The sequence below is a fragment of the uncultured Microbulbifer sp. genome, from assembly GCF_947504145.1.
Classification (GTDB): domain Bacteria; phylum Pseudomonadota; class Gammaproteobacteria; order Pseudomonadales; family Cellvibrionaceae; genus Microbulbifer.
Genome location: NZ_CANNGQ010000007.1, coordinates 26,649 through 50,623 on the forward strand (window position 1 = coordinate 26,649; position 23,975 = coordinate 50,623).

The window sequence follows — 23,975 nt, forward strand, 5'->3', positions numbered from 1 at the left end:
ATTTTCGTCAGAACTTGCTTGCAGGCCGGGCGATATGCCCGGCCTTTTTTTTGGATTGTGCGCGTTTTGAACGCGTACGCACCAAATCGAGTCCATGTGCCGCACCGAAAGCGCACTGACCGACTTTATTCATGCACCAAATTTTTTCCACTACAGCGCGCGCCGCACCCCGCTAGACTCCGAAAAAGTAGACGGGATGCGAGGAAGTTCGTCAGGGAAAAACGAGTTGGCGTCATATTTATCCTTAACACAATCCTTTCCGTATCAATTTTTCAGGCCTTAAACTGGGCCCTGGCACCACACACAAATCTATTATTTCTTGTTTAAATACAAGGGCTTGAGATCCACTTCCGCCTCCACATCCTACGCGCACTTCCATCACCTGCTGGTCATCAATATCCAGTCCATCCTCATCTCCCGCGAAAAGTTGGCACAGAGCCTGCAATACCTCTGGCAAACGCGGAATTTAAATTCCGCACCGAAATCAACCCGCTCTTCGAGCCCATTGATTTCCACGAACAATTTCAACTAGCCAATTCCGTTGACCTGCCGGGCAAACTGTCGCCCGGATAACAATCAGTCTGGCATCGCTCCGCGAATGCCCTTGAGCAGAGGCGCTCACCGATCCTATCCCTGGAGATAGGTTATCGGTGGGCGCTTTTTTTTGGCCACGATTTTTCGAAGATACAAAACTGAACCTTTAGAAATGATCAGGAGCACAATTACCATGCAGTGGAAAAAGCCCTTAAAAAAAATCACCGCTTCACTGGCGCTAGCCGTGGGAGTCTCCGGCGGTGTTGCTTCCGTCAATGCGGAAGAACTCGGCTACCCGGAAAAAGAAGAGCTCACCTTTGGCTTTATCAAACTTACTGATATGGCGCCCATCGCCGTGGCCTATGAAAAAGGCTTTTTTGAAGATGAAGGTCTTTACGTCACTATTGAAGCCCAGGCCAACTGGAAAGTACTGCTGGACGGTGTGATCGACGGACGCCTCGATGGCGCCCACATGCTGGCCGGCCAGCCTATTGCCGCCACCATGGGGTTTGGAACCAAAGCCGACATTATCACCCCATTTTCCATGGACCTGAACGGCAACGGGATTACCGTTTCCAACGCCATCTGGGACGAAATGAAACCAAACATCCCCAAAATGGATGATGGTCGCCCGGTACACCCGATCAAAGCGGATGCCCTGAAACCAGTGGTCGAGAAGTACAAAGAGGAAGGCAAGCCGTTCAATATGGGCATGGTATTCCCTGTATCCACCCATAACTATGAGCTGCGTTACTGGCTCGCCGCCGGCGGTATTCACCCTGGATTTTACGCTCCGCACAAAGGGGATACCTCAGGGCAAATTGACGCCGACGCACTGCTATCAGTGACCCCGCCGCCGCAAATGCCCGCTACCCTCGAGGCCGGCACCATCTATGGCTATTGCGTAGGGGAACCCTGGAATCAGCAGGCCGTATTCAAGGGTATCGGTGTGCCGGTAGTAACCGATTATGAAATCTGGAAAGACAACCCGGAAAAAGTCTTCGGAATCACCAAAGAATTTGCCGAAAAATACCCGAACACCACCGTACGTGTCACCCGTGCATTGATCCGTGCCGCCATGTGGCTGGATGAAAACAACAACGCGAACCGCCCGGAAGCGGTGAAAATCCTGTCGCAATCCAATTATGTAGGTGCCGATTACGAGGTGATTGCCAACAGCATGACCGGTACTTTCGAATACGAGAAAGGTGATAAGCGCGAAGTACCGGACTTCAACGTGTTCTTCCGATACAACGCCACCTATCCCTACTACTCCGACGCCATCTGGTACCTCACCCAAATGCGTCGCTGGGGCCAGATCTCTGAAGACAAGCCCGATGCTTGGTACAAGGAGCTCGCAGCCAAGGTTTACCGCCCGGACATCTATGCCGCAGCCGCCAAATCCCTGATCGAAGAGAAACTGGCCGCTGCTGAACAGTTCCCGGACTTCACTACCGAAGACGGCTACCGCAACCCCCAGACCCACTTTATCGACGGCATCGTCTACAACGGCCAAAAGCCCAATGAATACATCGAAAAATTCGCCATTGGCCTGAAGTCCGGACAGAAGCTTTAACGCGAACAGAGCAAAGCGCTGACCGGCTCTCACAGTCAGCGCTTCCCAGAAAAGAATAAAGCTCACACAAAATACTCAACCCGTGTGCAGAGGTAACAGGAATGAATACCACCACTGTGAATGCCACAAAATTAGCAGGCTTCAAACTGCCGCAACTGAGCGAAGTCTTTAACGGAACGCTTGTCAGTGGCGCCATTCGACTGGTCGCCCTGCCGCTGGCCGGCATTCTCGCTTTCCTGCTGCTGTGGTCCATCACCGCGCAGAATATTGATACTTCCCTGGGTAAATTTCCCGGGCCGGCCGCTGTAATGGAGCAGTTCAACTCCCTGTACGACGAACATCAACGTTCGCGGAATAAAGAACAGGCGTTTTACGAGCGTCAGGAAAAACGCAACGCGGAGCGTGTGGCGAAAGACCCGAACTATGAGCCGAAGGTCCGCGCCTACACCGGCAAGGAAACCTTTCTCGATCAGATTATTACGAGCCTGATCACGGTCATGAGCGGTTTTCTACTGGCGGTTGTGATAGCCATTCCACTTGGTATCGCCATCGGCCTCAGTAAAACCCTAAACAGCGCCATCAACCCAATTATTCAGGTATTCAAACCGGTTTCGCCACTGGCCTGGCTGCCACTGGTAACCATGGTAGTCTCGGCGCTCTACGCTACCCCGGATCCTATCGTTGCCAAATCGTTTCTGGTATCGCTGATCACCGTCACACTGTGTTGTCTCTGGCCGATGGTGATCAATACCGCAGTCGGCGTTGCCGGCATCGATAAAGACCTGATCAATGTAAGTAAGGTACTGCGCCTGCCGGCCCTCCGCCATGTACAGAAAATTGTACTGCCTGCCTCCGTACCCATGATTTTTACTGGTATGCGTTTGTCTCTGGGTGTGGCCTGGATGGTGCTGATCGCTGCGGAAATGCTGGCGCAAAACCCCGGTCTCGGAAAATTCGTGTGGGATGAGTTTCAAAACGGCAGTTCCAACTCTCTCGCCCGTATTATGGCTGCGGTACTGGTCATCGGCGTAATCGGCTTCCTGTTGGACCGCGGTATGCTGGTCCTGCAAAAACTGGTGTCGTGGGACGATTCTGCCAGCCAGTAGCTGCGGCGCCCTGGCCGACAGACAACATTTTTACGGATAATTGCAGACATATTACGGAGAGTAGAACAATGAGCGTACTTCTCGACATCAGCCATATTGATATGGAGTTTCCGACCCCCAAGGGCCCGTTTACCGCCCTGCGGGATGTGGACCTGAAAATTTCCCAAGGTGAGTTTGTATCACTGATCGGTCACTCCGGCTGTGGAAAATCCACCGTTTTGAATGTGGTAGCCGGCCTGTACCAGGCTACCCGGGGCGGCGTCATTCTGAATGGCAAAGAAGTAACGGAGCCCGGTCCAGAACGGGCGGTGGTTTTTCAAAATCACTCACTACTGCCCTGGCTGAGTGCGTACGAAAACGTAGAACTGGCAGTGAAGCAGGTATTTGGCAGCAGTAAATCCAAAGCGGAAATGCGCCAGTGGATCGAATACAACCTGGATCTGGTGCACATGAGCCACGCCATGCACAAGCGCCCGGGGGAAATCTCCGGCGGTATGAAGCAGCGTGTGGGTATCGCCCGCGCCCTGGCCATGCAGCCCAAGGTACTGCTAATGGATGAACCGTTTGGTGCGCTGGATGCACTCACCCGCGCGCACATGCAAGATTCACTCATGGAGATTCAGGCGGAACTGAACAACACCGTCATCATGATCACCCACGATGTAGACGAAGCAGTATTGCTGTCGGACCGTATCGTGATGATGACCAACGGCCCTGCTGCTACGATTGGCGAGATTCTGGAAGTCGATCTTGAGCGCCCGCGGCACCGCTTGGAACTGGCGGACAATCCACTGTACAACCAGTACCGGTCCAAGGTGCTTAAGTTCCTGCATGAACGCCATAGCAAACCCGACGTGCCAATCAAAAAATCTGCACAGCCCAAATCCAGTTCTCAGCAGGCAGCGGCAAACGCCAAGGCACGCAACGCGCAGAAAGAAGCGGTGGAAGACGCAGCCTGAAAACTTAACGTCCAAATTTTCGAACATCGCAGTACCTTCCGATACCAGATTCGGTGACGGTAGGCTCCCCCCTTGCCTGAATTCCGAAAGTTTCAACAAGGGAAACAACTTCTGACTTGTTTTTAAACGCCTTAACAGGAAAACAATATGAAAAACCAAAAACAATTTTCCCAATCTTCACTGTGTAAAAATCTGCTGGCACTGACCATTGGTACCATGGCCGCAGCGCCTGTATTCGCCCAGGAAATGTCCGACCAGCAGGCCCCGGAAGTCACCAGCATCGCCGATGCGCTATCTCAGGGGGATGTGACCCTGGGCTTCCGCGCTCGCTCAGAATTTGTAGATGTAGACGGTAGCGATGTGGATCTGACCAGCCTGCAAACACGGCTGACCTTCTCTTCAGCCGCCTACGAAGGTTTCAGTACCTTGATCGAAATGGACGATGTTACGCACATCACCGAATTTGAAGGCGGCGTGGGCGATCCGGAAGGTACCGAAGTGAACCAGGCCTACCTTGCCTACGCCAATGGCGCGACCACCTTTAAATACGGACGTCAGCGTATCCTGCTGGACAACCAACGTTTCGTGGGTGGTGTCGGCTTCCGTCAGAATGAACAGACCTACGACGCCTTCAGTGTGACCAACACCAGTCTCGCCGATACCACCCTGTTCCTGGCGCGGGTCAGCAACGTCAATCGGATTTTTGGTGAAGACAGCCCGGTGGGCGATCACACCAACGATACCTACCTGCTGAACGGTAAATACGCAGGCCTGTCTGCGGGTACACTCAGCGGTTACGCTTATCTGATCGACAACGAAGACGCCGCGGCCTTCTCTACCGACACCTACGGCGTGCGCTTTGCCGGTGGCCAGGGCGACCTCTCCTACGCGCTGGAATATGCCACACAGTCCTCCGCAGCCAACAACCCTGCTGACTACGACGCAGACTACGTATTGGCAGAAGGCAGCTACAAGTTGGGCGCCATCACTATCTCCGGCGGCTATGAATTGCTGGGTGCCGACGGCGCAGACGGACAGTTCATTACTCCGCTGGCCACCCTGCACAAATTCCAGGGCTGGACTGACAAATTCCTCGGTGGCGGTACGGGTAATATCGCCGGCGGTATTGAAGATGTGTACCTGTCTGTGGGCACCAGCGTTGGGGGCGTCAAGTTTGCATTTAATTACCACCAGCTGAGCTCCGACGACAGCGGCGTATCCGGTATGGATAAACTGGGCAGTGAAGCGGGCCTTCTGGTTGCGGGGAATCTGTCTGGTGTGAATCTGAGTATGAAGTACAGCAGTTTCAGCGCTGACGATTTCAGCGTAGACACCGACAAACTCTGGCTCACTGCCGCAGCCAAATTCTAACGGGAAGAAGCCACTCACAGGGTTTAATTTGCATCACTCGTTGAGTATTTACCCGGCCGCAAGGCCGGGACTTTTTCCCCCTCCCCACCGCTTCCTTTACTCATCCAATTCTCATTCAGGAAAGTGAGTATGCAATACGCTTTGCCCCTGATCCTGCTGCTCATACTCGGCACTGGACAGGTCTTCGCCGCCAAACCTGCAACGACAGATGACTTAACTACCGTCGGGTTCAGTATGGGCGATGCCATTAATATCGCCGAGCGACAACGCATGCTGTCCCAACGTACTGCAAAAAATTATGTGGCCCAGTATTCGGGGGGGGGAGCGACGGAACGCGCTTACTGTATGAGGACCTGGCGGAGTTTGAACAGATGCTGACCTTCCTGCTGGAAAGCCCACTGAACACACCGGATATCACCCGCAACCTGCTGAAAACCCAGGGTCACTTGAGTTACGCCAGCCGCGGCTTTGATGGAGAGATGCAGATGTCGGAGGCCCGGCAGATCCATGTGATCACCGGCACCACCGACATCATGCTGCGGAATATGAATGTGATTACCGGTCAGTATGCGCAGTTACTGAACGCGGTACAAATTGCAGCTCGCTGATCGCGAGTTCGCAATACACTCTTGGCGAGGCTACTTGGCGGTGGACATATAGGTGATCAGCGCTGCGTAGTCTTCATCGGAGCAGTGGAAGCAAAGCCCGGCGGGCGGCATCGTATTAAAGCCGTCCCGGGCGTGCTTGACCATGGTATCCATCCCCTTCGCCAAGCGCGGCTTCCAGGCTTCCGCATCGCCAGTGATGGGCGCACCCACCAGCCCTTTCTCGTGACAACTGCCGCAGGTCTGCTGGTAGGTCTCCAGCAGCTTCGGCGAAATATGCGCGGCATCCACTTCAGTGACCGGTTGTGTCTCCACTTCCTGATCAGTCATTTCCTGAACTGCGGCTTCCTGAGACGCTTTTTCAGGCGTCACCATTTCTGAAGATTTTTCGGTACAGCCGAAAAGTAGCGCGCTAAAGGCCATCGCGGCGAACGCGCGGGGAAACGTGTGTGCAGACAAGGTACGCCCTCTTTTTTGTTTGCTTGTTTATTCGTATCGTCCAGTTGTACTGGTTATCCGCAAACGGGGCAAGTGCTGTTTTTTGGCAGGGTCAGTGCGCGCCACTCCAGACTGGCAGCCTCGAACAGCTGCAATTTACTCAAACTGGTTACCGGCATGCCCACGATCAGCTTGATCGCCTCCAGCGCCTGCGCGCTGCCAATCATCCCTAGCGCCGGGCCAATCACACCTACCGTGGAGCAGTTTTCGGCTTCCGGCAGATCGCTTTGCTCAGCCGCCGGTGGGAACAGGCAGGCGTAGCAGGGGCTTTCTTCTGCACGAAAATCAAAGCTTACCAGCTGTCCGGAAAAGCCCCGCACCGAGGCCATTACCACCGGCACTGTCTGTGCCCGGCACACACGATTGATGGTATGGCGGATGTTGAGATTGTCGGTGCAGTCCAGCACCAGGTCGAATGGCTGATTGGATAGCAAGCTGGTGAGCCAACCTTCGTCGGCCATACGGCAGTGCGAGTGAAGGCGGATTTCCGGGTTGGCAGCGGTCAACTGCTGCGCCGCCACCTGGGCCTTGTCCTTGTCCCGGTGATTGGTTTTGTAGAGTACCTGGCGCTGCAGATTGGAGATCTCCACCTTGTCGCCGTCCACCAGATGCAGCTCGCCGATGCCCGCCGCGGCAAGATAGAGTGCCGCTGGGCTGCCGAGACCGCCGAGGCCGACAATCAGCACCCGCGCAGTACCCAGTTTTTCCTGCCCCGCCTCTCCAATCTGCGGCAACATGATCTGGCGGCTGTAACGCTGTAGCTGTTTACGACTCAACACGGCTCGGCTTCTCTCGACAGTATGTTTCAACAATTCAACGACTATTGATCGATCACTGCACGCAATTGTGCCACAGCGACGCGGTAGTCGGGGGCCTGGGTTACTGCGGTCACCACAGCGATACTGCCCACGCCGCTTTCGGCCACCGCCGGTGCCCGCTCGAGATTGATACCGCCAATGGCCACCAGCGGATAGTCGGGCAGTAGTGCCGCCATGCGCGCGAGCTTGCGGGGCCCTTGCAGTTGGCCGCTCATATCCTTGGTATTGGTAGCGTAGATGGCACCGATGGCCAGGTAGCTGGGCCGGTGTTGATGGGCATACAGCAGTTCGAAAAAACCGTGGGTGCTGATGCCGAGCTTCAGCCCCGCCTGCTGGATAGCCCTAAGATCGGCAGTTTGCAGGTCTTCCTGCCCCAGGTGTACCCCATAAGCCCCGCACTCGATAGCGAGCTGCCAGTAGTCGTTGATAAACAAGCGCAGGTCGTAGCGGCGACCGATGGCGACGGCGCGCTCAATCTGTGCGCTCAGATCACTGCCCGGATGCTTGATACGCAATTGCAGGGTACGCACGCCCTCTTCCGCCAGTTTCTCGATCCACTCCACGGTTTCCACAACCGGGTACAGTCCTAGCTGGTGGGAATCCGGTTGGGCAAATTCAGCCGCAAAACAAGCCGCCGCTTTTTCATCGAAGATAGCGAATGATTTTGCTCGCTCGCTACCGGCGACCAGCACCTCGGGAAAGTCCTGCAATTCTGTGGGCCAGCCGCAGTGCCCCACCGGGCCCGGGCCGGCACCAATATGATCACTGTTACCCAAACGCAGTCCGCGGCGCACGTAGGCATTGGCCACCACGCAGGCGTCTTTGAGTGGATAACCGAGCGCCAGCAATGCGGCGATGGCCGACGACAGGGTGCAGCCGGTGCCGTGGGCGTTGCGGGTGTCGATTTTTTTACCGATAAGCCAATCGTTGCTTGGGGCCTCACTGGAGCCCGTGCACAGCAGATCTGCCGTGGTGCCCGGTTCTATTTCAAAATGGCCACCGGTCACCAACAGTGCCGCAACATGGTCGCCCCGCACCTTGTGGGCAGCCTTGAGAATCGCTTCTGCGTTCTCAGCGCCTGCCCCCGCCAACCATTCCAGCTCGATGCTGTTGGGCGTGATCAGATCGCACAGTGGCAGCAGCTCGGTCAATACGGCAGCGCCGGTGCTATCTTCGGTCAACTGCGCGCCGCTGGTGGCGACGGCGACCGGATCGTAGATCACGGGGGTGGTCTCGCCGCTGGACTTCAGCTCGCGCAGGAATTGCGCTACCAGACGAACCTGCCCCGCGTTTGCCAGAAGGCCAATCTTGATAGCCGCCGGCTTGAGATCGGCGAGCAGCGCCTCCAGCTGCGATTGCAGTACCTCATCGGATACTGCATTGATGGCGGGTACGCCGAGGGTGTTCTGAGCGGTATTGGCGGTAATGGCGCTGCAACCGTGTACGCCCAGATCATGCATGGTCAGTAGATCTGCCTGAATACCCGCACCACCACCGGAATCACTGCCGGCGATGGCCCAGACAGTCGACCGCTGCTGTTCGGTATCGTTCATACACTCTCACCTTCTTTGCCTGCGCTCACAGTCTGCTGCCAGAACGGCATATCCAGTGTGGGCGTGCTGGGGCTGGCGGTCTGGCGTTTCAGCATCAGACCCGAGTTTCGCGCGGCGCGACCGGACTGTATGGCGAGCTTGAAGGACTCGGCCATCAATACCGGGGCCTGTGCCTTGGCGATGGCGGTGTTCAGCAATACCGCATCAAAGCCCATTTCCATGGCTTCACAGGCTTGCGACGGCGCGCCGATCCCGGCATCGATAATCAGCGGGGTGTCTGGCAGGCGCTCGCGCAGGGTCTGCAGGTTGTATTTATTCATCAGGCCGCGGCCGGTGCCAATCGGCGAACCCCAGGGCATGAGTACTTCGCACCCCACGTCCAGTAATTTGCGGCACACCACCAGGTCGTCGGTGGTGTAAGGCAATACTTTGAAACCGCGTTTGACCAGCTCCCGCGCCGCTTCGATCAATCCGAACGGGTCAGGCTGCAGGTTGTAGTCGTCGCCGATCACTTCCAGCTTGAGCCAGTCAGTGCCGAATATTTCCCGGCTCATCTCTGCCAGCGCGATGGCTTCTTTCGGGGTTTTGCAACCGGCGGTATTGGGCAATAACTGGCAGCCGGATTCCTGGATATAGTCCCAGATCATCTTGCCCTGCTGCTGTTCAGGACTCTGGCGCCGGAGGGACAGGGTGATAATTTCGGAACCCGAGGCGGCAACGGATTCGCGCATAATTGCCGGCGACGGATAGAGCGCGGTGCCCACCAGTAAACGGCTATCGAATTCTTTGCCGTAAAGTTTCAGCTTGTCCATTGTGTTTATCCTCCTACCACTGGGGCGACGATATCGAGATTATCGCCAGCCTTGAGTGGCGTATCCCCATAAGTGCCGCGTGGCACAAAGTAGCCGTTGCAGGCGACCGCAAAGGTTTCTCCGGTATACCCCAGTTTCTGCAGAATTTCGGCGACGGTGTCGCTTTCATTGGCGGTGATGGTTTCACCGTTGACCAGTAGTTGCATCAGCTCACCTGTTCTGTCGCTTGGGTTAATTGGGAAATTTCAGTTTCGGCCTGGATTACCAGCGCGGGCGCCAGCAGGTAGCCGTGGCGAAACAGCCCGTTGATTCGGATCAGGCCCGGCTCGCGCTCCACGACCGGCAAATTGTCCATGGTGGCTGGACGGCAATTGACGCGGGTTTCGATGACCCGGGCTTCGGCGAACGCAGGGTGAATCGAATAGAGTGCGCTGGAGAGTTCCATGGTGGAGCGCAGGGAGATAGGGCTCCTATCTTCACTTTCGATCTCGGTCGCTCCGATGATGGTCTGGTTGTTGGCTCTGGGTACGGCGTAGAGTTGATACCTGGGGTGCAGCAGGCGCACGGGGCGGTTTAGTTGCACTTCCGGGGTTTCTACCACCATGACTTCGCCGCGGACGCCGCGCAGGCCGCTGATCTGCTGTTTAGCGCCGAGACCGCGGGCATCAATGACAAGGTCAAAAACTTCGCTGCCGTTTTTGGTGTGAATTGCTTTCGGGGCGCAATCTACCGAGGTATTTTCTCGAATTTCGATTTCGTTTTGCTTCAGTACTTTGAGCAATACAGGCAGTAGTTTGCGGTTGTCTATGTCGGCTTCGGTGGCGAGGTAAAGGCCTTGATCGAAGCGGTCGAGTTCGGGTTCCAGGTCTCGCAGGTGCTTGTTGTCGAGCCATTGCAGTTGGTCGTGCTTATCTGAGCCCAGTTTTGCGTTGAGTTCCTGTTGGAATTGCAGGAGTTCGTTGCGGTCTTGTGGGTGGGCGATGAGGATGCTGCCCTTTTGTCGGTAATCGACGCGAGTACCAGTCGCTTGTTCCAGTTGGCTTACCCATTCCGGCCAGTGTTGCAGGCTTTGCATGCCCAGTTGGTAGATGGGGAGTGGGCAGTGGAACAGTTCGGACAGTGGCGAGATCATACCGGCGGCGGTGTGGCAGGCGCCCGCAGGTTTTTCCAGACCGCCGGAATCGAACAGGGTTACTTGGTGGCCTTTTTCAGACAAACGCCAGGCTAGTAGGCGGCCCATTAGGCCAGCTCCTGCAATTCCAATCTTTAATTTGGCTTGTGCCACGTTTTAATTCCGGGGTTCGTGCTCGGGCAACTCGGGGCGGCAGCGCTACGGGTAAGCCTTTGCCAGACACGCCGTGAACCCATCCATGGGGGCTCTTCTGCGAGGTCCCTCTCGCAGAAGGTCTGGCAAAGGCTTACCCGCATCGCAGCCTTCGCTTCTAACTTTGTGCTTTCTAACTCGTCGGAGTTATCCCTTGTGATAAATCTCGGCGCCAAGATCTTTGAACTTGATCGACATTTCTTCCATCCCTTTTTCTGCTTCCTGCTTCGCAGCGTACTCGCGTACGTCCTGGGTGATTTTCATCGAGCAGAATTTTGGGCCACACATGGAGCAGAAGTGCGCAACTTTGCCGGATTCTTTGGGCAGGGTTTCGTCGTGGTAGACGCGCGCGCGTTCCGGGTCGAGGCCGAGGTTGAATTGGTCTTCCCAGCGGAACTCGAAACGGGCCTTGGAGAGGGCGTCGTCGCGTTTATAGGCGCGGGGGTGGCCTTTGGCGAGGTCGGCGGCGTGGGCGGCGATCTTGTAGGCCATGAGGCCTTCTTTTACGTCTTCTTTGTTGGGCAGGCCCAAATGTTCTTTGGGGGTTACGTAGCAGAGCATGGCACAGCCCATGCTGCCGATCATGGCGGCGCCGATGCCGGAGGTGATGTGGTCGTAACCCGGGGCAATATCAGTAGTCAGTGGGCCAAGGGTATAGAAGGGAGCGCCGTGACAGTGCTCCAGTTGCTCGTCCATGTTTTCTTTGATTTTGTGCATGGGAACGTGGCCAGGGCCTTCGATCATGGTCTGGACGTCGTGCTTCCAGGCGATTTCGGTGAGTTCGCCGAGGGTGTGCAGTTCGCCGAACTGGGCTTCGTCGTTGGCGTCGGCGATACAGCCGGGGCGCAAGCCGTCACCCAGTGAGAAGCTGACATCGTAGGCTTTAAGGATTTCACAAATGTCCTCAAAGTGGGTGTAGAGGAAGTTTTCTTTGTGATGAGCGAGGCACCATTTGGCCATGATGGAGCCACCGCGGGAGACGATGCCGGTGACGCGTTTGGCGGTCATGGGGACATAGCGCAGCAGTACGCCGGCGTGAATGGTGAAGTAGTCAACGCCCTGCTCGGCCTGTTCTATCAGGGTATCGCGGAAGACTTCCCAGTTAAGGTCTTCGGCGACGCCATTCACTTTTTCCAGAGCCTGGTAAATCGGTACGGTGCCGATGGGGACCGGGCTATTGCGCAGAATCCATTCGCGGGTTTCATGGATGTTCTGGCCGGTAGAGAGGTCCATGACGGTGTCGCCGCCCCATTTGATGGACCATACCAGTTTTTCCACTTCTTCTTCGATGGAAGAAGTAATGGCAGAGTTGCCGATATTGGCGTTCACTTTACACAGGAAATTGCGGCCGATGATCATCGGTTCCAGCTCTGTGTGGTTGATGTTTGCGGGAATAATCGCGCGGCCTTCGGCGACTTCGCGGCGCACGAATTCTGGCGTGATCTGTTCTGGAATGTAGATGCCTTCGCGGGCTTTTTGATAATCAGTATCCGAAAGCTGCTCGGCCAGTTGTGCGCGGCCCATATTTTCGCGGATGGCGATAAATTCCATCTCGGGGGTGATGATGCCCTGCCGGGCGTAGTGCATCTGGGAGACGTTTTTACCGGGCTTGGCTTTGCGCGGGTACGGCAGGTTGTCGAAACGGATATGGTCGAGACCCTGGTCTGCCATGCGTTTCTGGCTGTAGGCGGCCTGGCGGGTGTCGAGGACTTCGGTATCGCCGCGGGCTTGGATCCAGCCCTGGCGCAGCTTGGGGAGGCCGTCGCGGACGTTCGGTTTGTAGTCGGGGTCGGAGTATGGGCCGGCGGTGTCGTAAACCTGCAGGGGTTCATTGGGCTCAAAAACGGGGTTTTCTTCGTCGCCGCCGACAAGACTTTGGCCGAGGCAAATTTCACGAACGCCGACTTTTACGTCTTCGCGCTCTCCTTGCAAATAGACTTTGCGGGAGTTGGGGAATTGTTGTGCGGTGAGGTTGTCGAGAAATTCTTTGGCGCTTTCCTGCTGCTCGGCGCGGCTTTTTTTATTGGCTTTCTGTTGCGGTTCGGCGACTTGAGACATGCTGACCCCTTGCGGTTTCCTGGCGTTATGATCCTTGGATTGCTTGCCGGAATTGCAGTGGTGAGCAGATTTTGAGCGCGTGCATGAAAAATACAGCCACTCAAAATTTGAGGTGCGAATTCAGATCTTGTTCCCTACGCGGGGGTTACCCCGATCAGGTTCAACGGATCTCGCATCTGCGATCTCAGCCCTAAGGCGCTCCGACAAGTTGGGGCCGAGTATAGTGGTAGTTTGACCGAAAGGACAAGTCATTGGGGGATTGAGGTTTGGTTTTGCGCCCCGAATCGTATTTTGGCGTGTGGGAGATCTTGTGGTATTTGGCGCTTCGTAGCTAGTTTTGTGGCGGTGCCGCCACCGGAAAACGGTTCGCAAGACACGCCGTGAACCCATCCATGGGGGCTCTTCCGCGAGGTCCCTCTCGCCGAAAGTCTTGCGAACCTGTTTCCTGCGCCGACACCGTCGATTCAGGAATCACTACTGCGTAGCAGTCAGATAACCAGCGTCTTCTGGTAACTCATTTCCCGGATGGCGTAGCTCACGCCTTCTCTTCCCACACCGCTTTCTTTTACGCCGCCGAACGGGAAGTGTTCGGCGCGGAAGCCAGGGCCGTCATTGACAGCGAGCAGACCTACGTCCAGTTGGTTGTAAAGACGTTTGGCCAGGGCGAGGTTTTGGGTGAATACGCCGGCTTGCAGACCGAAAGGCGAATTGTTGATTAGCGAAACCAGCTCGGCTTCATCGTCAAATTTACGCAGTGGTACTACCGGGCCGAAGGTTTCTTCAGCAACCAGTTCGGCGTCGTCGGCGACGTTATCGAGAATGGTTGGCCAGAGAATATTGCCCTCACGTTTGTGACCGTAAAGGACGCTTGCTCCGCCCTGTACGGCAGATTCGATGCGCCCTTCCACCTCGTCGGCGGCGCCGGTGTGAATAAGGGGGCCTACGAAGGTTTCATCCAAAGCCGGGTCACCGACGCTGAGGTTGGCGGTGGCGGTGGCAAGTTTTTCGGCAAAGGCATCGAACACTTCGCTGTGTACAAACAGGCGTTTGGCGGCGGTGCAGCGTTGGCCGGCGGTGGCGAAGCGTTGATTAATGGTGGCGGCCACGGCGGCATCCAAATCGGCGTCGGGCATGACGATCAGGGGATCATTACCGCCGAGTTCAAACAGCATTTTTTTGTAGCCGGCGCTGGCGGCGATAGCATTGGCGGCGGCGGTGCCGCCGGTGAAGTTGATGGCCTGAACTTCCCGGTGGGATACGGCGTAGCTGGTGGCTTCGATACTCGGGATCAACATTTGCAGAACGGATTTGTCCATACCGGCCTGATAGCAGAGTTCGACCAACAACTCGGCGGAGCGTTTGTTTTGCGGGCCGGGCTTAAAGAGGATGGTATTACCAGCAGCGAATGCCGGGCCAATTTTATGCACGGCGATGTTAATGGGGAAGTTGAACGGGGTGATGCACAACACGGTGCCCAGCGGTTTCCACAGCACGACGCCGATTTTTTCACGCATGGGTGGGAAGGCGTCGGAATCCAGAGCTTCGCCGTTGATGTTGCGGGCTTCCATGGCACTGGATAGCGCGGTGTTGTAGGCGCGGTCGATCTCCACGCGGCTGTCACTGATGGTTTTTCCGGTTTCTTCGGTAATCAGCCGGGCCAGGTCTTCTTTGCGCTCCAGCATCAGCTGGGCGAGTTTCATCAGGATATTCGAGCGCTCGAACGCCGGCGTGGATTGCTGAACTTTTCGGCCGACGACCAGCGTGCCGATGGCTTCCTCGACCTGTTCCTGGGTGTGAAAATCGTAGGCTTCAATCTGTTCGCCGTTGTACGGATTGATAATCTTATAATCGGCCATGGTTAACACCTGATTTCTTTGCTCTGCAAACAGCAGGTTATGCAAGCAACTGGTAAACGATTCGCGCCCCGGCAACCAATAGTGCCGCGCGCATTAAATTAAAAAAGACCTCGCCGTTGATCCTGTTCAGCAGCGTGATGCCGATACGGGTTCCAATCACGGCCGCGACGGTGAGCAGCAAGATCAGACCCAGGTGATCGGAAAATGCAAAACCGAGATAGATGAACGCCGGCACCTTGAGCGCGTGGCACCAGGCCTGCATCACGGATTTGTTCGCCACGATTTCTTTCGGCGTCATGTCCTTGCGCACGAAAAATGCGGCCAACAGGGGATCAACCGCACCCGCCACAATGCCCAGAGTGCCGGTTGCAATACCTACCCAGAAAAAGTTGCGGGGTTTCAGGCGAATCTCCGGCAGCTTCTTCGGCTTGAACACCGTGTAAAAAATCAGCACCGCCAGCAAGATCAGCGGCAGCTGCTGCCACTCCATGTTTGCCAGCCCCAGCGTCATTGCTACAGAGCCCAGCGTACAACCGATAAAAAACGGGATGCACTGATCCCAGCGGATGTGTTCACGCACGTACACAATACGCGCCAGGTTATTCAGCAACTGCACCGCGCCATGAATCGGTACCAGCATGCGCAGCGGGATGGCCAGGTTGAGCGCAGCAAACATCAAAATGCCCCCGGCACCGCCGGTCACCGCTGAAATGAACGCACTAATCACGCAGGCCAGTAATAGCACCCCCAGCGTCAGACTCGGCGTCAAACTAGACAGTTCTCCCAATTCCGCCAAGACAGACCTCTAGAGCTATTTGTGGTATTCCGGGTGAGATACCCGGATTTCTCAGTGATGGCCAGTCTATCCCCGAGGACAGTCTCAAACCCAGTAGTCATGGGCCTGTCACTGGTCATTTAGGGACGCGTCAGGGTGAGCAGGAACAAAAAAACCGGCCTGATGCCGGTTTTTCGTTGGTCGGAGCTGCGTGAGCGCGCGACGTTAACTGACGACTTTGCCGTAGCTCATCAGTCGCTGGTAACGCTTCTCGAGCAACTCATCGAGTGGCACGGCGGTCAGCTTGTCCAGCTGCTCAGACAGACGATCGCGCAGGCGGGCCGCCATCAGGTCTGGATCGCGGTGCGCGCCGCCCAGGGGCTCCGGCAGTGTCTCATCGACAATACCCAGCTCCTCCAGCACACTGGAAGTCACCCCCATGGCCTCCGCCGCCAGCGGTGCCTTATCCACGGTTTTCCAGATGATGTTCGCGCAGCCTTCCGGCGAAATCACAAAGTAGGTGGAGTACTGCAGCATGTTCAGCTGGTCACCCACACCAATCGCCAAGGCGCCACCGGAGGAGCCCTCACCAATCACGGTACAGATAATCGGCGTACGCAGGCGGGACATCACCGCCAGATTCTTGGCAATCGCCTCGGAAATACCGCGCTCCTCACTATCGATACCCGGGTAGGCCCCCGGGGTGTCGATCAGTGTCAGCACCGGCATCTTAAAGCGTTCAGCCATCTCCATAATGCGCTGAGCCTTGCGATACCCTTCCGGTTTCGGCATACCGAAGTTGCGCTTCACCTTCTCGTTGACCGTGCGCCCCTTCTCCTCACCGATCACCGCCACCGGACGGCCTTCCAGACGGCCGATACCGGCGATAATCGCCTGATCGTCGCCGAAGTGACGGTCGCCGTGCAGCTCGTCCCAATCGGTGAACATGCGTTCAATATAATCTTTTGCATAAGGGCGTTGCGGGTGACGGGCCACCTGCACAATCTGCCAGGGGGACAGGTCGGAATACAGAGACTCGGTGAGCTTCTCGCTCTTTTCCCGCAAGCGGGTGATCTCTTCAGCGATGTTCAGGTCGTTGTCGTCCCCAACGTGCTGAAGCTCCTTGATCTTGCTTTCCAGTTCCGCAATCGGCTGTTCAAACTCGAGAAAACTGAAGTTCATTTATTTCGCGCCTTGATAATTCTGGGCCTGCCAAATGTTGGAAAATGCGACCAAATTACCCCAAATGGTCGCAAACAGGCCTCGTCTACTGAAAATGGCGGCTAGCTTACCGGGCCAGGACCAGCCAGTCGAGTGCACACCGCACGAACGCCCCTAGCTCGTGTCCAAATTGCCGTATCTACTGGCGAGGGCGCTGGCGAGGGCGCTGGCGAGGGCGCTGCGAGGGCGCTGGCGAGGATACTCGAGAAGGTAGTGGCGCCAGTATAAAGAACAAAAACCACATCACCGCCAGCCCGCTGCCCCCAAATTATTGCCGTTGATTGTAGTTGAGCTGCACCCGCTCACGGCCGACCACTTCCCGCAGAGACTGGATCAGCTGGTCATTTGGCTCCACTTTCCACGCATCCGCCAGGCGGAAGGTACCGCGGGCGTCGCTGCGCTCCACTTCCACCATCACCGGGCAGCTACCGCCCACATAGGGCCGCAGGCAGGCACTCAAACGCTGTCCCATTTTCGGCAACGCCTGGGCACTATCGATTTTCAGGGTCACACCGATCACACTGCCACTGCGCAGATCATCCAGAGTAGACACACTGTTCACACTCATCTTCAGGCCGCCGCTGTAATCGTCGTGAGAGATGGACCCCTCCAACACCAGCAGCGCGTCCTTCACCAGCTTCTCCCGGTGCTCACCAAACGCCTCACTGAACACCGCCGCCTCGATCCGCGCACTGCGGTCATCCAGGGTCACAATGGCCATGGAATCGCCGCGCTTGGTCTTCATCACCCGCATCCCCACGCACAGGCCGGCCACCTTCTGGTTCTCTCGGCCCGGCTTCAGATCGGCGATGCGCGCCTTCACCAGGTGCTTCAGCTCGTCCTCGTACTCGTCGATCGGGTGGCCGGTGAGGTACAGGCCGAGCGTATTTTTCTCACCCTCAAGCCGCTCGCGGATACCCCACGGGCGCGCGTTGCGGAAATCCTCGTACACATCGCCGTCGGAGGCCGAGCGCACCACCTCACCAAACAGGTCCATCATGCCGGCACTGTCGTTCTTACTCTGCTGCTCCGCGGACTTCACCGCTTCGTCCAGTGCGTTAAACAGTACCGCGCGGGAGTAATCCAGACCGTCGGCACTGTTGGTATCCGGGCCGATACTGTCCAGGGCACCGGAACGCACCAGCGCTTCCAGAGCGCGCTTGTTCACTTTGCGCGGGTCGATACGGGAACAGAAGTCGAACAGATCCGTAAACGGACCATTCTGTTCGCGCTCGGCAATAATGTTGTCGATGGGGCCTTCCCCCAGACCTTTGATCGCACCCAGGCCGTAGATGATGCGGTTGTCCACATCCACAGAGAACTGGTAGGTACCCAGGTTCACATCCGGCGGCACCAGCACCAGTTTCATGGCCCGGCACTCTTCGATGAAGGTCACCACCTTATCGGTCTTATCCATGTCCGAGGACATGGTGGCGGCCATAAACTGCGCCGGGTAATGGGCCTTCAGCCAGGCGGTCTGGTAGGAGACCAGTGCGTAGGCCGCGGAGTGGGATTTGTTGAAGCCGTAACCAGCAAACTTTTCCACCAGGTCGAAGATCTTGATCGCCAGGGTTGGATCAACCCCCTGCTCTTTGGCGCCGTCTTCAAACGTAGCCCGCTGCTTGGCCATCTCCTCGGGCTTTTTCTTACCCATAGCCCGGCGCAGCATGTCGGCACCGCCCAGGGTATAGCCCGCCAGTTCCTGGGCAATCTGCATCACCTGTTCCTGGTAAACAATGACCCCGTAGGTGGGTTCCAGGATGGGTTTGAGCTTTTCGTGCTGGTATTTAGCATCCGGGTAGGCGACCTGGGCGCGGCCGTGTTTCCGGTTGATGAAGTCGTCTACCATGCCCGACTGCAGCGGGCCCGGGCGGAACAGGGCCACCAGGGCGATCATGTCTTCGAGGTTGTCCGGCTGCAGGCGTTTGATCAGGTCCTTCATACCGCGGGATTCCAGCTGGAATACTGCGGTGGTCTCGGCGCGCTTGATCATTTTGAAGGTTTCGGCATCGTCCAGCGGCAGCGCTTCGATCACGAGCGGTTCTTTGCCCTCCCGCGCGCGCTGCTCGTCCACCATCGCCTTGGCCCAGTCGATGATGGTCAGGGTCCGCAGACCCAGGAAGTCGAACTTCACCAGGCCCGCATCTTCCACGTCGTTCTTATCGAACTGGGTTACCAGACCGGCACCGGTTTCGTCGCAGTAAAGCGGGGCGAAGTCGGTGAGCTTTGTCGGAGCGATAACCACACCACCGGCGTGCTTACCCACGTTCCGCGCCACGCCTTCCAGCTGCAGCGCCATCTCCCAGATTTCCTGGCCCTCCTCGTCGTTCTCGAGGAATTCCCGCAGCACTTCTTCCTGCTCGAACGCTTTGGCCAGGGTCATACCCGGATCTGGCGGAATCATTTTCGAGAGCTTATCGGCAAGCCCGTAGGACTTGCCCTGCACCCGCGCCACATCCCGCACCACCGCCTTTGCAGCCATGGTACCGAAGGTGATGATCTGGCTCACCGCGTTGCGGCCGTAATGATCGGCCACGTAGCTGATCACCTGGTCGCGCTTCTCCATACAGAAATCGACGTCGAAGTCGGGCATGGAAACCCGCTCCGGGTTCAGGAATCGCTCGAACAGCAGGTCGTATTGCAGCGGGTCCAAGTCGGTAATTTTCTGCGAGTAGGCAATCAGCGAGCCCGCACCAGAACCCCGCCCCGGGCCCACCGGAATATCGTGATCCTTGGCCCACTGGATAAAGTCCATCACAATCAGGAAGTAGCCTGGGAACCCCATCTGGATAACGATATCCAGCTCGAAGCGCAGACGGTCTTCGTATTCTTTTTTGCGCGCTTCGTAATCCGGCGCGGACTTGTCCAGAATAAATTCCAGGCGCTCGTAGAGGCCGTCAAAAGAAATCTTTTCGAAGAATTCGTTCTCGGTCATCCCCTCAGGGATCGGGAACTGGGGCAGGAAGTATTTACCCAACTGAATCGGCGAGGAGCAACGGCGCGCAATTTCCACCGTATTTTCCAACGCTTCCGGAATATCCTTGAACAATTCCAGCATTTCTTCCGGCGTGCGCAGATACTGCTCAGAAGAATAACGGCGCTCACGACGCGGATCATCCAGCGCACGCCCTTCGCGGATACACACCCGCACCTCATGCGCCTCGAACTCACTGTCTTCAATAAAGCGTACATCGTTCGTCGCCACCACCGGCAGATTCAGTTTCCCTGCCAGTGCGACCGCCCCGTGCAGATATTCCTCATCCCCCGGCCGTCCAGTGCGCTGCAACTCCAGGTAATAACGTCCGGGGAAAATCCGCTCCCACTCCTGCGCCAGCGACTCCGCCTGGGACTGACGATTCGCAACCAGCGCTCGCCCCACATCGCCATACTTGGCCCCGGAGAGCATCAACACCCCTTCCGACGCCTGCTCGATCCACTCCCGTTCCACAAACGCGTGTCCGTGATATTGGCCTTCCATCCAGGCGCGGGAAATCAGCTCGGTAATATTGCGATAGCCGGTGGTATTCATCGCGTACAGCGTCAGCTGCGTCGGCTGCTCCTCACCACCTTCCTTCAACCAGAAGTCAGCCCCGGTGATCGGTTTAACCCCACCCCCCATACAGCTTTTGTAAAACTTCACCTGGCCGTAGAAATTCGTCTGATCCGTAATCGCCACCGCCGGCATCTCCAGCTCGGCAACACGGGCCACCAGCGGTTTGATACGCACCAAGCCGTCGACAAGGGAATATTCAGTGTGGACTCTTAAATGTACGAAGGGTTGGGTCATATTTTTTCTATTTAATTTGGTTCCGGGGCTCTTTTGTTTTGAGCTCTGATCCGGGTACGCGCCGAGGGATGGATTCCCAGGGGGGCGCCTAGCTCGGTCCTGAAAACCTTCACCCGGTGCTCCACCGCCACAAAACGAGACCTAATCGGTCCACCACACCCTCTTCAGCGCAACAGCTCGCTCATGGCACAAACTCAACACCTGCTTTTTCTGAGCGTTAGACATCCGCCCCCACTGGCTGATCTCAGTCCCGGAACGAAAACACCCCTCACAGATATCGTCGCGATTCAACGCACAAACGGAAACACAAGGCGACTTTACCGGAAACTCAAACGCAGCCTCTGGTTCATTGTCCTTCAGCTTGCTCCAGTCACTCTCTGTCATTGCTTACCGCCTGAGGCATGTCCACCTCAACCAACTCATCCGCAAAACGCTGACCGTTGGCCACATAAATCTCACTGCTCGCCTTCAGCAACTCATACGTCGACTCATCCAGCGTCTTCACCACCTTACCCGGGCTGCCCAGCACCAAAGAGTAATCCGGAATCTCCGCATTCTCCGTCACCAGCGCATTCGCCCCGATAATGCAGCACTTGCCGATTTTGGCCCCGTTCAACACCACCGCATTCATCCCGATCAGCGAATACTCACCAATCTCACAGCCGTGTAACGTCACCTTGTGCCCCACCGTCACCCCGGTGCCCACAACCAGCGGCATCCCCGGGTCCGTATGCAACACAGAGCCATCCTGAATATTCGCCCGCTCACCAATAGTGATCAGATCGTTGTCCCCGCGGATCACCACGTTGAACCATACCGAACTGTGGGGCTCCATCCGCACATTGCCGATCACCCGGGCGCCCGGCGCCACGTAGTGGCCCTCGCCTTCCAGCTGCGGCTGTTTGTCGCCCAATCTGTACAGCATTCGACCTCCGCTCAGGGGATTCAGACAGTGAAAATCAGCCCGGCATTATCCCGCCCGGGGCCCCCAATTGCCACCCTTAACCGGGCCTGACCAACGGGACACAATCGAGACATTTCAACCAATCAACACCCCCTCCAAAGCCAGTAACCGCGCCTTCATCTCCAGCCCACCCGCATAGCCAGTCAGCGTGCCGTCGGCGCCGATCACCCGGTGGCAGGGCACCACGATAGACAGCGGATTCGCCCCATTGGCCCCCGCCACCGCCCGCACTGCCTTGGGGTTGCCGATCGCCCCTGCCAGCTCCCGGTAACTGCGGGTCTCACCAAAAGGAATGGCGCACAGCGCCCGCCACACGGATTGCTGAAACGGTGTGCCCGCAGCACTCAGCGGGAGATCGAAGGCCTGCAAGTCACCAGAAAAATAGGCCGCCAACTGCTCGAAGGCTGCATCCGTCAGGTCCGTGCTTCCCCGCTGCCAGCCGGCTTTCACCGGCAGCGGTCGCTTGCCCGTCTGTAAGTCGACGCCCACCAACCCGTCCTCACAGGCGGCAATGCCGATTTCGCCGAATTGGCTGGGGTAGATTTCATAGCGGATCATTTGCTCGGCCTTTTCTTGGGGTTCAACTTCAGCGACTGCCACAACAACAGCGCGGCATAGGCCCGCCACGGGCGCCAGGACTCAGCGCGCACCAGGGCCTGCCTGGGCGTCGCCTTGTGCTCACCTGCGCCCTGTTCTTTGCCAAGAGCAATCAAGATGCCCAGGTCCGACGCGGGAAAGGCATCCGGCATAGAGAGACCGCGCATGGCGGTGTAGTGAGCGGTCCAGTCTCCGATGCCGGGCAACGCCACCATCTGCGCGCAGAAGGTTTCCAGGTCTGGCTCGTCAAAATCGATCTCGCCGTCCAGGGTCGCCGCGACAAAAGTTCGCAGTGTTTGCGCGCGTGTGCGGGTCACACCAATATCCGAGAAATCCGCATCGCGCAGCTGCTCTGCAGTCGGGAAAAGCAGAAACAGCTCGCCTTCCGGCCCGGAAAAGGTTTCCCCAAACCCACTCGCCACCCGCCCAGCGATGGTAGTGGCCGCGGCTACGGAGATCTGCTGGCCGAGAATCGCGCGCAGCGTGTACTCAAAAGGATCCCAGGCACCTGGCAAACGCACACCGGGGCTCGCCCGCAGCACCTTTTTCAGCAAAGGGTCTGCGTTCAAGTGCCCGGTGATTTCTTCACTATCGGCGTCCAGGTCAAACAGGCGACGTAATTTCTCGCGCAGCGGGTACACCACCGCACCACAGCCCTCGCCAAAGATGCTGACCCGCAAACGCCCTTTATCCGGCTCGTGTGCCACGCGTAGTACTCCGCGCTGGCCCGACAGCTGAAAGCTGCGCAGATACTCACCCCGCTCTGGATCTTCCGCTGCGATCACTTGTTCGACACCCGGCAGGGTGCGCACGGCAAAAAAATCCAACAGCGCCGCCCAGTGGAACGGCGGGCGATAGCTCAGGTAGATACGGATAGGTTTTGCGTCCTCTCCACTCGATGTGGACTCCGAAACCTCACGGCGCACCTTTGAGTCCTGGCGTATGGCGCTGGGGGTACGCTGGTAAATATCCTTAAACACACCGTTGAACCGGCGCACGCTATTAAACCCGGCCGCAAATGCAATTTCGCCCACCGGCATTTGCGTATCCCGCAACAGACCGAACGCAAACAGCGCGCGCTCCGTCTGCCAAACCTGCAGCGGGCTCAGGCCAATATGCTCGGCGAACAGCTTGCGCAGGTAACGGCCGGTAATGCCAAGTCGCTCCGCCAGCTGCTCCACGGACTGCGCTTCGCGCTCTGCGCGCATCAGCTTGAGGGCGCGCTGAACGGTGGTAGAAACCAGTCCCCACGCCGGGCTACCGGGGGCGGCATCGGGGCGACATCGCAGACACGGACGGTAGCCGGCAGCCGCCGCCTCCGCAGCCGTGGAGAAGTATTCGACGTTTTTCTCAAGTGGTGGGCGCGCAGGGCAGATAGGGCGGCAAAAAATGCCGGTAGTCTTTACCGCGGTATAAAAACGGCCGTCGAACCGTTTATCGCGGGCGAGTCGGGCGCTGTGGCAAAGTTCAGGATCGGGTCGCACGGAATAGTCACTGGTTGTTTGCTTGGATACCAGTGTATGGGGTGGGCGGAGACGAAACTAGTCAGATTCGGAACTGA

20 protein-coding genes and 1 riboswitch are annotated in these 23,975 nt (G+C 57.1%); of the genes, 5 read left to right on the forward strand and 15 right to left on the reverse strand.

The window, feature by feature from the left end; translation table 11 throughout:
- Nucleotides 1–706 precede the first annotated feature (706 nt).
- The 5 genes from Q1A74_RS17785 (at nt 707) to Q1A74_RS17805 (ending at nt 6,154) form a co-directional block, all read left to right on the forward strand.
- Nucleotides 707–2,110, forward strand: a complete 1,404-nt coding sequence (locus Q1A74_RS17785) for a CmpA/NrtA family ABC transporter substrate-binding protein (protein WP_299599506.1) — start codon at nt 707–709, stop codon at nt 2,108–2,110.
- Nucleotides 2,111–2,211: 101 nt separating this feature from the next.
- Entirely contained in the window at nt 2,212–3,216 is a 1,005-nt protein-coding gene (locus tag Q1A74_RS17790; protein ID WP_299599508.1) for an ABC transporter permease, read from the forward strand.
- Nucleotides 3,217–3,284: 68 nt separating this feature from the next.
- A complete protein-coding gene (locus tag Q1A74_RS17795) occupies nt 3,285–4,175 on the forward strand; it encodes an ABC transporter ATP-binding protein (RefSeq protein ID WP_299599510.1) in 891 nt (296 codons plus the stop codon).
- Nucleotides 4,176–4,322: 147 nt separating this feature from the next.
- A complete protein-coding gene (locus Q1A74_RS17800) occupies nt 4,323–5,546 on the forward strand; it encodes an alginate export family protein (protein ID WP_299599512.1) in 1,224 nt (407 codons plus the stop codon).
- Between the two features lie 371 nt (nt 5,547–5,917).
- A complete protein-coding gene (locus Q1A74_RS17805; RefSeq protein WP_299599514.1) occupies nt 5,918–6,154 on the forward strand; it encodes a hypothetical protein in 237 nt (78 codons plus the stop codon).
- Between the two features lie 30 nt (nt 6,155–6,184).
- Here the strand turns inward: Q1A74_RS17805 and Q1A74_RS17810 are convergent, their stop codons facing one another.
- From Q1A74_RS17810 to Q1A74_RS17880, 15 genes are all read right to left on the reverse strand, one after another.
- Nucleotides 6,185–6,610 (reverse strand): c-type cytochrome, encoded by a 426-nt coding sequence (locus Q1A74_RS17810; protein ID WP_299599516.1) that lies wholly within the window; start codon nt 6,608–6,610, stop codon nt 6,185–6,187.
- Nucleotides 6,611–6,663: 53 nt separating this feature from the next.
- Nucleotides 6,664–7,428 (reverse strand): HesA/MoeB/ThiF family protein, encoded by a 765-nt coding sequence (locus Q1A74_RS17815; protein ID WP_299599518.1) that lies wholly within the window; start codon nt 7,426–7,428, stop codon nt 6,664–6,666.
- Between the two features lie 41 nt (nt 7,429–7,469).
- Nucleotides 7,470–9,020, reverse strand: coding sequence for a thiamine phosphate synthase (thiE, locus tag Q1A74_RS17820; RefSeq protein ID WP_299599520.1), 1,551 nt, complete (start codon nt 9,018–9,020; stop codon nt 7,470–7,472).
- The gene (locus Q1A74_RS17825; RefSeq protein ID WP_299599522.1) at nt 9,017–9,832 is read right to left on the reverse strand and encodes a thiazole synthase; all 816 of its coding nucleotides are present in this window, start codon (nt 9,830–9,832) and stop codon (nt 9,017–9,019) included. The genes thiE and Q1A74_RS17825 overlap by 4 nt, the downstream gene beginning before the upstream one ends.
- Before the next feature lie 5 nt (nt 9,833–9,837).
- Nucleotides 9,838–10,038: a sulfur carrier protein ThiS gene (gene thiS / locus Q1A74_RS17830; protein WP_299599524.1), complete on the reverse strand. Its 201-nt coding sequence runs from the start codon at nt 10,036–10,038 to the stop codon at nt 9,838–9,840.
- Nucleotides 10,038–11,117: a glycine oxidase ThiO gene (thiO, locus tag Q1A74_RS17835; protein WP_299599525.1), complete on the reverse strand. Its 1,080-nt coding sequence runs from the start codon at nt 11,115–11,117 to the stop codon at nt 10,038–10,040. The genes thiS and thiO overlap by 1 nt, the downstream gene beginning before the upstream one ends.
- A gap of 186 nt (nt 11,118–11,303) precedes the next feature.
- On the reverse strand, nt 11,304–13,214 hold the full coding sequence (thiC, locus tag Q1A74_RS17840) for a phosphomethylpyrimidine synthase ThiC (RefSeq protein WP_299599527.1): 1,911 nt from the start codon (nt 13,212–13,214) through the stop codon (nt 11,304–11,306).
- Between the two features lie 114 nt (nt 13,215–13,328).
- A riboswitch (TPP riboswitch) is annotated at nt 13,329–13,427 on the reverse strand.
- Between the two features lie 275 nt (nt 13,428–13,702).
- The gene (locus Q1A74_RS17845) at nt 13,703–15,070 is read right to left on the reverse strand and encodes an aldehyde dehydrogenase family protein (protein ID WP_299599529.1); all 1,368 of its coding nucleotides are present in this window, start codon (nt 15,068–15,070) and stop codon (nt 13,703–13,705) included.
- A 37-nt stretch (nt 15,071–15,107) separates the two neighbouring features.
- Nucleotides 15,108–15,839 carry a sulfite exporter TauE/SafE family protein gene (locus Q1A74_RS17850; protein WP_299599531.1) on the reverse strand — a complete coding sequence of 244 codons (732 nt, stop codon included), beginning with the start codon at nt 15,837–15,839 and terminating at the stop codon, nt 15,108–15,110.
- 231 nt (nt 15,840–16,070) lie between these two features.
- A complete protein-coding gene (locus tag Q1A74_RS17855; RefSeq protein ID WP_299599533.1) occupies nt 16,071–17,027 on the reverse strand; it encodes an acetyl-CoA carboxylase carboxyltransferase subunit alpha in 957 nt (318 codons plus the stop codon).
- Nucleotides 17,028–17,334: 307 nt separating this feature from the next.
- Nucleotides 17,335–20,853, reverse strand: a complete 3,519-nt coding sequence (gene dnaE / locus Q1A74_RS17860) for a DNA polymerase III subunit alpha (RefSeq protein WP_299599534.1) — start codon at nt 20,851–20,853, stop codon at nt 17,335–17,337.
- 141 nt (nt 20,854–20,994) lie between these two features.
- Entirely contained in the window at nt 20,995–21,237 is a 243-nt protein-coding gene (locus tag Q1A74_RS17865; RefSeq protein ID WP_299599536.1) for a DUF1289 domain-containing protein, read from the reverse strand.
- Nucleotides 21,224–21,778, reverse strand: a complete 555-nt coding sequence (locus tag Q1A74_RS17870; RefSeq protein WP_299599539.1) for a gamma carbonic anhydrase family protein — start codon at nt 21,776–21,778, stop codon at nt 21,224–21,226. The genes Q1A74_RS17865 and Q1A74_RS17870 overlap by 14 nt, the downstream gene beginning before the upstream one ends.
- Before the next feature lie 114 nt (nt 21,779–21,892).
- The gene (locus tag Q1A74_RS17875) at nt 21,893–22,375 is read right to left on the reverse strand and encodes a methylated-DNA--[protein]-cysteine S-methyltransferase (RefSeq protein WP_299599541.1); all 483 of its coding nucleotides are present in this window, start codon (nt 22,373–22,375) and stop codon (nt 21,893–21,895) included.
- Nucleotides 22,372–23,898 (reverse strand): DNA-3-methyladenine glycosylase 2, encoded by a 1,527-nt coding sequence (locus tag Q1A74_RS17880; RefSeq protein ID WP_299599543.1) that lies wholly within the window; start codon nt 23,896–23,898, stop codon nt 22,372–22,374. Before Q1A74_RS17880 ends, Q1A74_RS17875 begins: the two co-directional genes overlap by 4 nt.
- Between the last annotated feature and the right edge of the window lie 77 nt (nt 23,899–23,975).